The organism is Rhizobacter fulvus (genome assembly GCF_964020785.1).
On sequence record NZ_OZ224516.1, the window covers coordinates 2,255,326 to 2,268,756 of the forward strand.

Below are 13,431 nucleotides of genomic sequence, written 5' to 3' on the forward strand. Positions count from 1 at the left end.
CGCGTCAGGTGCTGCCGAACCAGCGCTGCGCGTGCAGCCCGAGCCCGGTCGCGACGCTGGCGAAGCGGTCGCCGCGCGCGACCTGCGCTGACGGGAACGCCGCAGCGATGCGATCGGCCAGCAGGCGCAGCCCGGTCGAGCCGCCGGTGAAGTAGAGCGCGTCGACCTGCGCCGGCTGCAGCCCGGCCTGCGCGACGGCCTCGCCGGCGGCGTCGACGATCCGCGCGATGTCGACCTCGATGGCTTCCACCGCCTGCCGCTCGGTCAGCGCGGCCGCGAGGTCACGTTCCGTGTGGCTCAGATCGATCCTCGTCGCGCCGCCGTCGGCCACGTCGATCTTGGCGGCTTCCGCTCGCGCCATCAGCTCGTGGCCGAGGCGTTCGTCGACGACGACCATCAGCCGCTCGTGGTGCTTCGGATCGCCGTAGAAGCTGCGCATGCCGCGCAGCTCCGCGACGCGACCAGGGCTGTAGACCGTGTTGATCAGGTGCCAGGTGGCGAGGTCGAAGTACACGCCGCTCGGCACCTCGCGCGCCGGGGCGCCCGCCACGCTGGGGCCGTACGCGCCGTAGCCGTACTGCGGCAGGATCGCGGCGAGCTCGATGCGGCGGTCGAAGTCCGTGCCGGCGACGTGCACGCCGTGGTTGGCCAGGATGTCGGCCTTGCGGTCGAGCAGGTCGATGCGCTGCGGACCGACCCGCACGACCGAGAAGTCGGAGGTGCCGCCGCCGATGTCGGCGACCAGCACGACCTGTTCGCGGTCGACGCTGCGCTCGTAGTCGAACGCCGCGGCGATCGGCTCGTACTGGAACTGGAGGTCGTCGAAGCCGACCTGCCGCGCCGCCGCCTCGAGCGCGGCCTGCGCCTGCGCATCGCGTGCCGCATCGTCGTCGACGAAGAACACCGGCCGCCCGAGCACGGCGCGGCGGATCGGCGCGCCGGCCTGCGCTTCGGCGCGGCCCTTCAGGTGCTTCAGGTAGCCGGCGACGATGTCCAGGTACTTCGCACCGCGGCCGCCGCCGACGTCGGTGGTCTGGTCGATCAGGTTGCTGCCGAGGATGCTCTTCATCGAGCGCATCAGCCGGCCGTCGAGCCCGTCCACATACGCGGCGACCGCGGCGCGGCCGAAGGCGCGGGGCGGGCCGTCGAACTCGGGCCCCGTTCTGGGGTCATCCACGAAGTAGAAGACGGCCGTCGGCATCGTCGTGTATCCCGGCTCCAGTTCCACCAGGCGCATCGCGCCCGCGGCGGCCGGGATCGCGATCGCGGAATTCGAGGTGCCGAAGTCGATGGCGCAGAACATGGGGCGAGGGCCGGCGATGGCAGTGGGGCGGGGGCGCGATTCTACTGACCGCCGCTCGACCGGCTTGCGCCGGGCGCGCAATGGTGCGACGCTGAGCCCTGAGTTCGTTCCACGGAGAGACCGATGCGCGTCCGCCCGACCCTCGCTGCCGCCCTGCTCGCCTCGATGCTTGGCGCCAGTCACGCGGCCGACACCGCACCCGCCAAGGCCGATTCGCTCGCGCCGGCGCGTGCCCAGATCGCCAAGAAGAACTGGAGTGGCGCGATCGACGAACTGAAGAAGGTGAACGAGACCGGCAGCGCCGACTGGAACAACCTGATGGGCTACAGCCTGCGCAAAGGCCCCGCGCCGGACTATGCCGCCGCCGAGAAGTTCTACAACGAGGCGCTGCGGATCGACCCCAAGCACCGCGGCGCGCTCGAATACTCGGGCGAGCTGTACCTGATGACCGGCGACCTCGCGAAGGCCGAGGAGCGCCTGGCCACGCTCGACCAGGTCTGCCGGCTGCCGTGCGAGGAGTACACCGACCTGAAGAAGTCGGTGGCGCGCTTCAAGGCGAACGGCAACAAGTACGTCGCGTCGCCTTGAGCGCGCTGCTTACTCGACCCCGAGTTGCGTGATCAACTTGGTGTTGAGGTACGCCTCGATGGCCTCGGTGCCGCCCTCCGAGCCGTAGCCCGAATCCTTCATGCCGCCGAACGGCAGCTCGGGCAGCGCAAAGCCGACGTGGTTGATCGTGACCATGCCGCTCTCGATCGCCGCACCGATCGCCTGCACCGTCTTCGACGAGCGGGTGTAAGCGTACGAGGCCAGCCCGAACGGCAGGCGGTTCGCCTCGGCGACGACCTCGTCGAACGAGCTGAACGACACGATCGGCGCGATCGGGCCGAACGGCTCCTCGCTCATGATGCGGGCGCCGGCAGGCACGTGACCGAGCACGGTCGGCTCGAAGAAGTTGCCGGTCGTGCCGATGCGCTTGCCGCCGGTCAGCAGCTTCGCGCCCTTGGCCACCGCATCGTCGACGAACATCTGCATCGCCTCGATCCGGCGCGAGTTGGCCAGGGCGCCCATGCGCGACTCGGCGTTCATGCCGTCGCCGACCTTGATCGCCTGCGCGGCCTTGACGAAGCCCTCGGTGAAGCGCTCGTAGACCGATTCGTGGACGAGGAAGCGGGTCGGCGCGATGCAGACCTGGCCGGCGTTGCGGAACTTGGACGCCGCGAGCTGCTTGACGGCGGTGTCCACATCGGCATCGCCGAACACGATGGCCGGCGCGTGACCGCCGAGCTCCATCGTGATGCGCTTCATGTGCTGGCCGGCGAGCGCGGCGAGCTTCTTGCCGACCGGTGTCGAGCCGGTGAAGGTGATCTTGCGGATCACCGGGCTGGGGATCAGGTACTCGGAGATTTCCGACGGCACGCCGAACACCAGGTTCAGCACGCCGGCCGGCAGGCCCGCGTCGGCATACGCCTTGACCAGCGCGGCGACGCTCGCCGGCGTCTCCTCCGGCCCCTTCAGGATCACCGAGCAGCCCGCGGCCAGCGCGGCCGAGACCTTTCGGACCGCCTGGTTGATCGGGAAATTCCACGGCGTGAACGCGGCGACCGGGCCGACCGGCTCCTTCACGACCAGCTGCATCACGCCGTCGGCGCGCGCCGGGACGATGCGGCCGTAGGTGCGGCGCGATTCCTCCGCGAACCAGTCCATGATGTCGCCGGCGAGCATCGTCTCCATCTTGGCTTCAGCCAGCGGCTTGCCCTGCTCCTGCGTCATCAGCGCGGCGATCTCGTCGGCGCGGCTGCGGATGATGTCGCCAGCCTTGCGCAGCAGCTTGGAGCGCTCGAAGCCCGAGACCTTGCGCCAGACCTTGAATCCCTTGTCGGCGGCGTGCAGCGCCTCGTCGAGATCGGCGGTGCCGGCGTGGGCGAGGCGGGCGAGCACCTGGCCGGTCGCGGGGTTCACGATCGGCTCGCTCTTGCCCGAGGAGCCGGTGGTCCATTCACCGTTGATGAAAAGCTTGACGTCGGAGTACATGGCGGTCCTTCGGTTCGGGAGGTGGGCGCGCGCGGCAAATGGCCGCGTCGCGGGTCAGACCGAATTAGACCGCATCGCGCCCGACATTGGCCGGGCCGGGGGCTCAGTGCGCCGCGCTGACCGGGCCGGACGACGGGGCGCGTTGACGCATCAGCGTCGGCGCATCGCGCCGCTCGGCCGCGCCGGGCTGGGCGTTCAGGCGCGGAATGCTGCCATCGGAAGCGCCCAGCCACAGCGCGCTGAACACCGCCGCCGCGATGGTGCCCCACACCAGCGTCTTGCGCCCTTCCAGAATCATGATCGGCTCCCTGCGTTGCCAGTGGCGCGTGAAAAGGTGGCGCGCGCCGTCCCAACCATAGGCGGCCCGCAAGCTCCGCGCCATCCGTCAATGAGGGGAATCGCCCCAGGCCGACGCGTTGCGGCGCATCGCGCACAGGGGTGGTGCCAACTGCGACCGAACTCGCCCTCATATCGGCGTATCGCCAGCCGAAAACAATTGCACACTCATTGCACATCACAAGGTCACGCGGGAGGTCGCGATGAGCTGGTCCACAGGTCTTTCATGGTTGGCGGCACTCCGGCCGCCTGCACACTCCGCCACCGACGGCGCGGACCCGGCCGACATGGGCACGGCGTTCGGGCTCGACGCGAGCTTCGATGCCGTCGGCAGGGGCGAGCCGTCCCCGCCACCCGCCGCAGCGGAGTCGCCCGTGCCGTGGGAACACCGTCTGACCCGACGCACCGGGTTGTGAGTCCACGCTGAACTTGTCGGTCGCGCCGCGACCGGCACGTTTGCCCGCGTCGCGGGCGGCCTAGAATCGGTTCATGGCGCGAGGCTCATTCCGGGAACAGGTGCTGATCGCGCGCGAACGGGCGATCGTCGAGGCCGTCAACCGCCTGCTCGCCGAAAAGGGCTTCGAGGCGATGACGGTCGACGAGGTCGCGGCCGAAGTCGGCATCGCCAAGGCCAGCCTCTACAAGCACTTCAAGTCCAAGGAAGACCTGGCCGCCGCAGCCATGATCGGCGTGCTCGACCGGGCGTTGGCGTTGATCGAGACCCTGGAGCGCGACAAGACCACCAGCGCGCGCGAGCGCCTCGAAGCCGTGACTCGCTGGGCCATGCAGGCACAGCTCGCGGGCGAGATGCCGTCGCTGCCGGCGCAGAACTCGGCCCTGCGCAGCGCGCTGATGGCCAACCGCGCCTACCTGGACCGGGTGATGCAGGTCAGCGATCTGCTCGGGGCCTGGATTCTGGCGGCGCAGGCCGCCGGCGAGCTGGACCCGGCGCTGCCGCCCGAGGTCATTCTCTACACGATCTACGCCCGCGCCTGCGACCCGGTGTCGGGTGTCTTGAAGGCGAGCGCCAACTTCACGGACGAACGCATCGTCGAATTGTTGCTCTCGACCTGCTTCCGCGGCCTGGCCGGGGCGCCGCCAGCGCGGGCCTGACGCCGCGCGCCCGGCGCTTCAGCCGGGGATCTCGATCACCAGGTCCTCGCGAAAGGCGAGCTGCTCGCCCTTGTCGGCATAGCCCAGCGGATTGGCGACCACGCGGCAGCGGTAGGGCCGAGCGCCCGCCTCGCCTTGCGCGAGGTAGTCGTTGGCGCAGTGCAGGTGACCGTGCAGCCACAGGTCGGCCTGCGGCAGCCAGTCGTCCATCGCGTTGCAGAAGCCCGCGGTGCCGGGCGTGAGCCCGTAGCGCGGGTCGGCGCTGCGCAGGCTCGGCGCGAAATGCGTGACGACTATCGTCGTGCCGTCGAACGGCTGCGCCAGCGCGGCGCGCAGCCAGGCCTGGCAGTCGAGCGACAGTTCGCGGATCGCCTCGGCCAGCATCGGCTGGCCGTCGCGCAGGGTCGTGAAGCGGCGCAGGTAGAAGTTCGCGGCGCGAAACGCCTTGTCGCGCCGCTTGGCCTGCTCGGTCGGCTTGATCGCCGCACTGGCGAATGCGTCGAAGTCGCTCCACAGCGTCGTGCCGATGAAGCGCGCCCCGCCCAGCGTGACGGTCTCGCGTTCAAGCCAGGTGATGCCGAGGTCGGCGCACACACGCTTCAGCCGGGCGGTGGTCGCGTCGAAATCCAGCCCGTCGAATTCATGGTTCCCGGGGACGTAGAGCACCACCGGCCAGGGCGCGCCGGGCCGCAGCGGCGAGAAGCGCGCGAGCCCGAAATCGTCGTCGCTCAGGCGCGAGCCGGCCTGGTACGAGCCGATGTCGCCGGCAAGGACCAGCGCGTCGACGGCGGGTGCGGGTTTCGGCTGGAACGACGGGTCACGCTCCAGGTGCAGGTCGGACAGCAGCTGCAGTCGCATCGGCGCCGGGGCTCACGCTCCATGGCATTGTTTGAACTTCTTCCCGCTGCCGCACGGGCACGGCTCGTTGCGGCCGACCTTGGGCGTCTCGCGCTTGACGGTCTCGACCTTGTAACGTTGCTCGGCGGTGAGGTCCTGCAGGTCGGCAATCGTGACGACCAGTTCTTCCATCGCGTCGTCCAGCGTCGCCAGCGGGTGCTCGCGGTCGAGCAGCGCGACCAGCTCGCGCTGCTCGTCGTCCTCGACCGGCAGGTGGCGGTACAAGCGCGCGAGGGCAGCCATCACCGCGTCGTCGGGCATCTCGGCCAGGTCGGGGAAGGTCTCGGCGGCGTGGTGGAAGCCGGCGACCCAGGGCATCAGCGACTGCGATACCGGGCTCAGGCCGGCCATGGGGTCGATCTCGCCCTCGGGCACCGGCTCGCGCGGGTGCTCGTCGTCGAACTCGAGCACCAGCGGATCGAACCAGCCATCCTCCACGATCGCGCGGTTCAGCGCCGCGTGGCGGCGCATGATCAACGCGGTCGTGCGGGCGAGCCATTCCTGGTTCACGTCGTCGGGCAGTGGCCGGCCGTCGAAATCGAACACATGGGCCAGCCAGGTGGCCGGTTCGAGCAGCACCGGCTGCACGATCACGCCGCACAGGTAGCCGTCGAGCATCACCGCGTCGAGGGGTTCGAGCGGCTCGGGAGTCTCGAGCAGCAGGTCGTCGAGCTCGGCGAACTCGGCGTCGGTCAGGTCGTGGGCGCGCGCGGCGGTCGACGGGGGTGTTTCTTTGGGCGTCATGCCCGGATTGTGATCGTTCGCTCCGTCAGACGGAGCGAACGATCAGGCGGTAGCGGGTGCCGGGGTGATAGAGGCGGGCCACCGACGCGACGGCGCCTTGCGAGACGGTGCGGCGCGACACCATCAGCAGCGCGCTGCCTTCGGCCACGTCGAGCAGCGATGCCTGCTCCGCGCTGGCCAGCACCGCCTCGACGACCTGCTCGGCTTCCGTCAGCGGCGCGTGTTCGAACAGCACGAACGACGGCGTGACCTGCGTGAAGTCGCGCGCCAGCAGGTCCGGCGCCAGCGCCGGGTTGACATGCCGGTCCTCGAGCTGGATCGGCACGCCGTTCTCCAGATGGACCAGCTGCACGCGATAGACCGGCGCGCCCTTCGTCAGCCGCATCGCCGCCGCGGTGCGCGCGTCGGCCTTCTCGCGCACGACGCCGACGACCCGCGTGGTGTGCGCGTGGCCGCGTTCGCGGATCTCGTCGTGGATGTCGCGCACCTGCAGCAGGTTGGAAATCGGGTGCAGTTCGGCTACGTACGAACCGGAGCCCTGGCGGCGCTCGATCAGGCCTTCCTCTTCGAGTTCGCGCAGCGCGCGCTGCACCGTCATGCGCGCGCAGCCGAACTCCTGCACCAGCTCGCGCTCCGACGGCAGGCGCACCCCCGGCTCCCAGCCGCCTTGCGCGATGCGCTCGCGCAACGCCGCCTTGACGGTCGCATACGGCAGTGTGCGGATGGCCACGGAGGGTGATTTCATCGCCGCATTCTATCGACCTGCATGCTAAAGTTGTCTAGTCCACTTTGGAGTTAGTCCATGCACTCGACCCTGCCGCAGCACACCATCGTCCCCGGTCGACTCGACGCCACGATGCTGGAGCAGGCCGCCGCAGGCGGCGCGCGCTGGGCGATCGACGCCTCGGCCCGCGCCGATATCGAGGCCAGCGTCGCCACGGTGCGCGAGCTGGTCGCGCAGCACGCGGCGGTCTACGGCATCAACACGGGGTTCGGCAAGCTGGCGCAGACCCGCATCGCGGACGACGATCTCGCGCAGCTGCAGAAGAACCTGGTGCTGTCGCACAGCGCCGGCGTCGGCCAGCCGCTGGCGGCGCCGGTGGTGCGGTTGATGCTGCTGCTGAAGGCGGCGAGCCTCGCGCATGGCGTCTCGGGCGTGCGGCCCGAGGTGATCGATGCCTTGCTCGCGCTGCTGAACGCCGACGTGCTGCCGGTCGTGCCCGAGAAGGGCTCGGTCGGCGCCTCGGGCGACCTGGCGCCGCTGGCACATCTCGCCGGCGTGCTGATCGGCGTCGGCGACGCGTTCGTCGACGGTCGACGCATGCCGGCCGCGCAGGCGCTCGCGCATACCGGGCTGGCGCCGCTGCAGCTCGGCCCGAAGGAGGGTCTCGCGCTGCTGAACGGCACCCAGGCCTCGACCGCGCTGGCGATCCATGCGGTGCAGCGCCTGCGGCGCGTCTTCGATACCGCGGTCGCGGTCGGTGCGATGACGGTCGATGCCGCGAAGGGTTCCGACACGCCGTTCGACGACCGCATCCACGCGGTGCGCGGCCAGCGCGGCCAGCGCGCGGTCGCGAGACGCTACCGCGACTGGCTCGCCGGCAGCCCGCTGCGTGCGTCGCACCTCGACTGCGACCGCGTGCAGGACCCGTACTGCCTGCGCTGCCAGCCGCAGGTCATGGGGGCATGCCTGGACCAGATCGAGCACGCCTGGGGCATCCTGCTGATCGAGGCGAACGGCGTCTCCGACAACCCGCTCGTGTTCTCGGACACCAAGGAGGCGCTGTCCGGCGGCAACTTCCACGCCGAGCCGGTGGCCTTCGCCGCGGACAACCTCGCACTCGCGATCGCCGAGATCGGCGCGCTCGCCGAGCGCCGCACCGCGATGCTGATGGATCCGGGCCTGTCGGGCCTGCCGGCGTTCCTGATCGAGCACGGCGGGTTGAACTCGGGCTTCATGATCGCGCAGGTCACGTCGGCGGCGCTCGCGTCCGAGAACAAGTCGCTCGCGCACCCGGCCAGCGTCGATTCGCTGCCGACGTCGGCCAACCAGGAAGATCACGTCTCGATGGCGACCTTCGCCGCGCGCCGCCTGCATGCGATGCTCGACAACACCGCGGCGGTGGTGGCGATCGAGTGGCTTTGCGCGGCACAGGCGGTCGAGTTCCACCGGCCGCTGCGCTCGTCCGAGGCACTCGAGGCGCAGTTGGCGCGACTGCGTGCCAAGGTCGAGCACTTGAGCGTCGATCGGTTGATGGCGCCCGACATCGCCGCGGCGACGGCGCTGGTGGAAGCCGGGATCGACGCCTAGGCGCTACCGCTCCATCTGCACCGCGCGCAAGGTCTCGACGCGGATGTCTTCCGTGACCTGCGCCTTCAGTTCCGAGAAGCGCGGCGTCGTCTTGACCGTGTAGTGCCGCGGGTACGGCAGGTCGATCCGCAGCTCGTTCTTGATGCGGCCGGGCCGCGCGCTGAACACCGCGCAGCGGTTGGCCATGAAGATCGCCTCGTCGATGTCGTGGGTCACGAACAGCACGGTCTTCTTGTGCAGCTCCCAGATCGACAGCAGCAGCTCCTGCATCAAGGCGCGGGTCTGGTTGTCGAGCGCGCCGAACGGTTCGTCGAGCAGCAGGATCTTCGGATCGTTGGCGAGCGCACGGGCCAGCGCGACGCGCTGCTGCATGCCGCCGGACAGCTGCTTCGGGTAATGCGACTCGAAGCCCGTCAACCCGACTTCGGCGATGAACCGCTTTGCGATCTCGGCCTGTTCGCCGGCCGGCATGCCTTTCTGCTTGAGCCCGAAGCAGATGTTCTCGCGCACCGTGAGCCACGGGAACAGCGTGTAGCTCTGGAACACCATGCCGCGGTCGGCGCCGGGGCCGGTGACCGGTTGCCCGTCGAGCAGCACCTGGCCGACCGTGGGCGTGTCGAGCCCGGCGACGATGCGCAGCAGCGTCGATTTGCCGCAGCCCGACGGCCCGAGCACGGTGATGAAGTCGTTGTGCGCGACGTCGAGGTTCGTGGGCTGCAACGCGAGCGTCGGCTTGCCGCCGTGGACGGCGGCGAAGGTTCTTCCAACGCCTTGGATGGAGAGGGTGCTCATGGCTGTGCGTTGGTTGGGGCGGCAAAGGCGCGCTCGGCTGCCGCCTGCCGCGACGCGGCGAACTTGCCCATCAGATCGATGCCCATCCGAACATCCTGCGATTCAAGCGCTTGAACAGCACGTCCGACACCAGCCCGATCGCCCCGATCGTGATGATCCCGAAGATGATCTGGTCGGTCGCGAGCAGCGCCTGGCTGTCGGTGATCATGTGCCCGATCCCGTTCGACGCGCCGATCAGCTCGGCGACGATCACGTAGGTCCAGGCCCAGCCGAGCACGAGCCGCAGCGTCTCCGCGATCTGCGGCGCCGCGGCGGGGATCAGCACGCTGCGGACGATGCCGACATCGCTCGCACCCAGCGTGTACGCCGCCTCGACCAGGTCGCGCCGGGTGCCGCCGACCTGCAGCGCGATCATCAGCACCAGCTGGAAGAACGAGCCGATGAAGATCAACGCGAGCTTCTGCGCCTCGCCGATGCCGGCCCACAGGATCAGCAGCGGGATGAAGGCCGAGGCCGGCAGGTAGCGCGCGAACGAGACGAACGGCTCGAAGAACGCCTCGACCGGCTTGTACGCACCCATCGCCACGCCCAGCGGCACCGCGACGATCGCGGCCAGCACGAAGCCGCCGAGCACGCGCCAGATCGTGAAGCCGATGTCCGTCGCGAAGCCCTGCTCGGTCAGCAGCACCCAGCCCGAACGCAGCATCGCGATCGGGTCGGCGAGGAAGGTCTTCGGCACAAAGCCGCCCAGCGTCGCGATCCCCCACGCGACGAAGAACAGGACGAAGAAGGCCAGGCCGAGGGCGTTGCGGCGCCCCGGGCTGATCTCGCGCAGCGGCTTCAAGATCGTCGGCGCAGGCTTACTTGATGAAGCTGGTGTCGGCCAGCGCCTTCAGGTCGGGGATCGCCTTGATCGTGCCGATCTCGAGCAGCAGGTCGGCCGCCTCCTTCGTGAATTGCGCGTGCTCGCCGGCGAAGAACTTCTGGTTCGCGGCCTTGTCCTGCCAGCGCAGGTAGGCGGCGGACTTCTCGAATGCTTCGCCGCTCTGCTTCACGTCCGCGCCCATGATCTCGTAGGACTTCTTCGGATCGGACTTGATCATGTCGAGCGCGGCGAAGTAGCCGTCGGCCAGCGCCTTCGCGGCTTTCGGGTTCTCCTTCAGGAACTTCGGCGAGCAGCCGAAGGTGTCCATCACCATCGGGTAATCGAGCGTGGTCGCGATGATCTTGCCGGCCTCGGGCTTGGCGCGGACGGCGGACAGGTAGGGCTCGTAGGTCATGCCGCCGTCGAAGTCGGTCGTGCCGGCGATCATCGCGTTGGCGACGGGTTGCGGTTCGAGCGTCAGCACCTTCACGTCCTTCATCGACAGGCCGTTCTTCTTCAGGATCCAGGCCAGCCCGAAGTACGGTGCGGTACCCGGTGCCGACGCGGCGACGGTCTTGCCCTTCAGGTCGGCGATCTTGGCGATGCCGGGCTTGACGACCAGGCCGTCGGCACCGTAGCTCTTGTCGAGCTGGAAGATCTGGGTGGTCGCGACGCCGCTGGCGTTCCAGCCGATCCAGGTCTCGACGGTGGTCGCAGCGCACTGCACGTCGCCCGAGGCGATCGCGAGGTGGCGGTCCTTCTGCGGGATCTTCTTGATCGTCACGTCCAGGCCCTGCTTCTGGAACAGGCCGGCCTCCTTGGCCAGCGTGAGCGGCGCGAAGCCGGTCCAGCCGGAGATCGCGATGGCGACCTTGGTGTCCTGGGCGGAGGCCGATGCGGCGAGCAAGGCGGCGCCGAGCGCAGCGGCGAGCGAAGTGAGCTTGGCGAGGCGGCGAATTGGACTCATCGTGACTCCCGTGAGGATGTGAGGTGGTGCGCAGCCCGGATGCAAGCCGCGTGCCGCGCAGTCTACACTCGGGTTCCAACCGGTCTAGACCACTTTCGACCATGTTCACGCTGACGCCCGGCACCGCGCCGCTGCTGGTCTCGTTCCCGCACGCGGGCACCGAGATCCCGAACGCGCTTGCCGCGCGCATGACCCCCGAGGCGCTGCAGCGCGCCGATGTCGACTGGCATCTGCCGCAGCTGTACGCGTTCGTGCGGGCGCTGGGCGCGAGCACGCTGGTGGCGCGTTTCGCGCGCCACGTGGTCGACCTGAACCGCCCGCCGAAGGACGAGAGCCTCTACCCCGGTCAGGACGTGACCGGCCTGCTGCCGCTGGACACCTTCCGCAAGGAGCCGCTGTACCGCCCGGGCGAGGCGCCGACGGCCGGCGAAGTCGAGCAGCGCCGTGCGACCTACTGGCAGCCGTACCACGATGCGCTGCGCGCCGAACTGACGCGTCTGCAGGGACTGCACGGCAGCGTCGTGCTGTGGGACGCACACTCGATCGCGAGCGTGCTGCCGCGCTTCTTCGACGGCAAGCTGCCGGACCTGAACCTGGGAACCGCCAACGGCACCAGTTGCGCGCCCGTCGTGCAGGCAGCGGCCGAGGCGGCGATGGCCGGACAGGCGCAGTTCACCCACGTCAGCAACGGTCGCTTCAAGGGCGGCTACATCACGCGCCACTACGGGCAGCCGGACACGGGCGTGCACGCGCTGCAGCTGGAAATGTGCCAGTCGACCTACATGAACGAGACGGCGCCGTTCGACTACCGCCCCGACCTGGCGGCACAGGTGCAGCCGCTGCTACAGCGGATGCTGGACGCCGTTCTGCAGGCGCGCGCGCAAGGGGCTTGAGCCGATCGCGTAAGCCAGCTCGGCGGGCTGGTCGATGTCCCACAGGCACAGGTCGGCACGCAGGCCGGGCGCGATGCGCCCGCGGCTGTGCGCCAGCCCCAGCGCCTGCGCGGCGTGTCGCGTGACGCCGAGCAGCGCCTCGGCGGGCGTCATCCGGAACAGCGTGCAGGCCATGTTCAGCATCAGCGGCAGGTGCGTGCCGGGGCTGGTGCCCGGGTTGCAGTCGGTCGCGATCGCCATCGGCACGCGGTGCTCGCGGAACAGCGCGATCGGCGGCGGCTGCGTGTCGCGCAGGAAGTAGTAGGCCCCGGGCAGCAGCACCGCGACGGTGCCGGCTTGCGCCATCGCCCGCACGCCGCTCTCGTCGACGTGCTCCAGGTGGTCGGCCGACAGCGCGCCGAACTCGGCGGCCAGCGCCGCGCCACCCTGGTTCGACAGCTGCTCGGCATGCAGCTTGACCGGCAGCCCGTGCGCGCGCGCCGCCTCGAATACCCGCCGCGTCTGCGCCGGCGTGAACGCGATGTGCTCGCAGAACGCGTCGACGGCGTCGGCCAGCCCGAGGCGCGCGGCCTCGGGGATGATCTGCGCGACGATCGCGTCGACGTAGGCGTCGGCGCGGCCGGCGAACTCGGGCGGGATCGCGTGCGCGGCGAGCAGCGTCGTGCGCACGTCGATCGGGTACCGCTGGCCGAGCGCACGCGCGACCTGCAGCATCTTCAGTTCGTCGGCCAGCGACAGGCCGTAGCCGGACTTGATCTCGACCGTGGTGACGCCGTGGCGCATCAGCTCGATCAGCCGGCGTGCCGAGGCCGCGAACAGGTCGTCCGCGCTGGCGGCGCGGGTCTGGCGCACCGTCGAGACGATGCCGCCGCCCGCCCGCGCGATCTCCTCGTAGCTCGCGCCGGACAGCCGCATCTCGAACTCGCGCGCGCGATTGCCGGCGTGCACGAGGTGGGTGTGGCAGTCGATCAGCCCGGGCGTCAGCAGCGCGCCGGCGCCGTCGAGTTCGGCTGTCGCAGTCGCGCCCGGGGCGAGTGTTTCGCTGGGACCGAGCGCCGCGATCTGGCCGTTCGAGATCGCGACGAAGGAAGGCGGCGACGCCGCGCCGGCGTCGTCGTCGCACGCGACGATGCGGACGTTGCGGATCAGCAGGTCGAACTCGGGGGTGGGCATGGC

Annotated in this window: 15 protein-coding genes; 5 read left to right on the top strand and 10 right to left on the bottom strand. The window is 69.8% G+C overall.

Translation table 11 applies throughout. The features are described from left to right. Positions 1–4: 4 nt before the first annotated feature. Entirely contained in the window at positions 5–1,303 is a 1,299-nt protein-coding gene (locus ACWH49_RS10710) for an Hsp70 family protein (RefSeq protein WP_448171449.1), read from the bottom strand. Positions 1,304–1,426: 123 nt separating this feature from the next. Between ACWH49_RS10710 and ACWH49_RS10715 the strand changes: the two genes are divergently transcribed. Beyond that, entirely contained in the window at positions 1,427–1,891 is a 465-nt protein-coding gene (locus ACWH49_RS10715; protein ID WP_448171450.1) for a tetratricopeptide repeat protein, read from the top strand. A 9-nt stretch (positions 1,892–1,900) separates the two neighbouring features. Here ACWH49_RS10715 and ACWH49_RS10720 read toward each other — a convergent pair whose 3' ends face one another. Both ACWH49_RS10720 and ACWH49_RS10725 read right to left on the bottom strand, forming a co-directional pair. Further along, positions 1,901–3,337 carry an NAD-dependent succinate-semialdehyde dehydrogenase gene (locus ACWH49_RS10720; protein WP_448171451.1) on the bottom strand — a complete coding sequence of 479 codons (1,437 nt, stop codon included), beginning with the start codon at positions 3,335–3,337 and terminating at the stop codon, positions 1,901–1,903. Between the two features lie 103 nt (positions 3,338–3,440). Then, complete coding sequence (locus ACWH49_RS10725) at positions 3,441–3,635, bottom strand: hypothetical protein (RefSeq protein ID WP_157615949.1); 195 nt, start codon at positions 3,633–3,635, stop codon at positions 3,441–3,443. A 241-nt stretch (positions 3,636–3,876) separates the two neighbouring features. Here ACWH49_RS10725 and ACWH49_RS10730 point away from each other — a divergent pair, with 241 nt between their 5' ends. Both ACWH49_RS10730 and ACWH49_RS10735 read left to right on the top strand, forming a co-directional pair. Next, entirely contained in the window at positions 3,877–4,089 is a 213-nt protein-coding gene (locus ACWH49_RS10730; protein ID WP_448171452.1) for a hypothetical protein, read from the top strand. A 73-nt stretch (positions 4,090–4,162) separates the two neighbouring features. Continuing rightward, on the top strand, positions 4,163–4,786 hold the full coding sequence (locus ACWH49_RS10735; RefSeq protein ID WP_056471587.1) for a TetR/AcrR family transcriptional regulator: 624 nt from the start codon (positions 4,163–4,165) through the stop codon (positions 4,784–4,786). Positions 4,787–4,804: 18 nt separating this feature from the next. Here the strand turns inward: ACWH49_RS10735 and ACWH49_RS10740 are convergent, their stop codons facing one another. From ACWH49_RS10740 to hutC, 3 genes are read right to left on the bottom strand one after another with little or no spacing between them, the layout of a single operon-like run. After that, entirely contained in the window at positions 4,805–5,644 is an 840-nt protein-coding gene (locus ACWH49_RS10740) for a metallophosphoesterase (protein WP_448171453.1), read from the bottom strand. A 12-nt stretch (positions 5,645–5,656) separates the two neighbouring features. Beyond that, complete coding sequence (locus ACWH49_RS10745) at positions 5,657–6,427, bottom strand: UPF0149 family protein (RefSeq protein ID WP_448171454.1); 771 nt, start codon at positions 6,425–6,427, stop codon at positions 5,657–5,659. Between the two features lie 25 nt (positions 6,428–6,452). Then, entirely contained in the window at positions 6,453–7,172 is a 720-nt protein-coding gene (gene hutC, locus ACWH49_RS10750; protein WP_448171455.1) for a histidine utilization repressor, read from the bottom strand. A 57-nt stretch (positions 7,173–7,229) separates the two neighbouring features. Between hutC and hutH the strand changes: the two genes are divergently transcribed. After that, on the top strand, positions 7,230–8,738 hold the full coding sequence (gene hutH, locus ACWH49_RS10755; protein ID WP_448171456.1) for a histidine ammonia-lyase: 1,509 nt from the start codon (positions 7,230–7,232) through the stop codon (positions 8,736–8,738). Positions 8,739–8,741: 3 nt separating this feature from the next. Here the strand turns inward: hutH and ACWH49_RS10760 are convergent, their stop codons facing one another. The 3 genes from ACWH49_RS10760 to ACWH49_RS10770 all read right to left on the bottom strand — a co-directional run bounded on the left by ACWH49_RS10760 (position 8,742) and on the right by ACWH49_RS10770 (position 11,362). Further along, complete coding sequence (locus tag ACWH49_RS10760) at positions 8,742–9,530, bottom strand: ABC transporter ATP-binding protein (RefSeq protein ID WP_448171457.1); 789 nt, start codon at positions 9,528–9,530, stop codon at positions 8,742–8,744. 70 nt (positions 9,531–9,600) lie between these two features. Further along, a complete protein-coding gene (locus ACWH49_RS10765) occupies positions 9,601–10,377 on the bottom strand; it encodes an ABC transporter permease (protein WP_448174338.1) in 777 nt (258 codons plus the stop codon). Between the two features lie 13 nt (positions 10,378–10,390). Beyond that, the gene (locus tag ACWH49_RS10770) at positions 10,391–11,362 is read right to left on the bottom strand and encodes an ABC transporter substrate-binding protein (protein ID WP_448171458.1); all 972 of its coding nucleotides are present in this window, start codon (positions 11,360–11,362) and stop codon (positions 10,391–10,393) included. A 101-nt stretch (positions 11,363–11,463) separates the two neighbouring features. Between ACWH49_RS10770 and hutG the strand changes: the two genes are divergently transcribed. After that, a complete protein-coding gene (gene hutG, locus ACWH49_RS10775) occupies positions 11,464–12,255 on the top strand; it encodes an N-formylglutamate deformylase (RefSeq protein ID WP_448171459.1) in 792 nt (263 codons plus the stop codon). Here hutG and hutI read toward each other — a convergent pair. Further along, positions 12,205–13,428: an imidazolonepropionase gene (gene hutI / locus ACWH49_RS10780; protein WP_448171460.1), complete on the bottom strand. Its 1,224-nt coding sequence runs from the start codon at positions 13,426–13,428 to the stop codon at positions 12,205–12,207. The genes hutG and hutI overlap by 51 nt on opposite strands. Between the last annotated feature and the right edge of the window lie 3 nt (positions 13,429–13,431).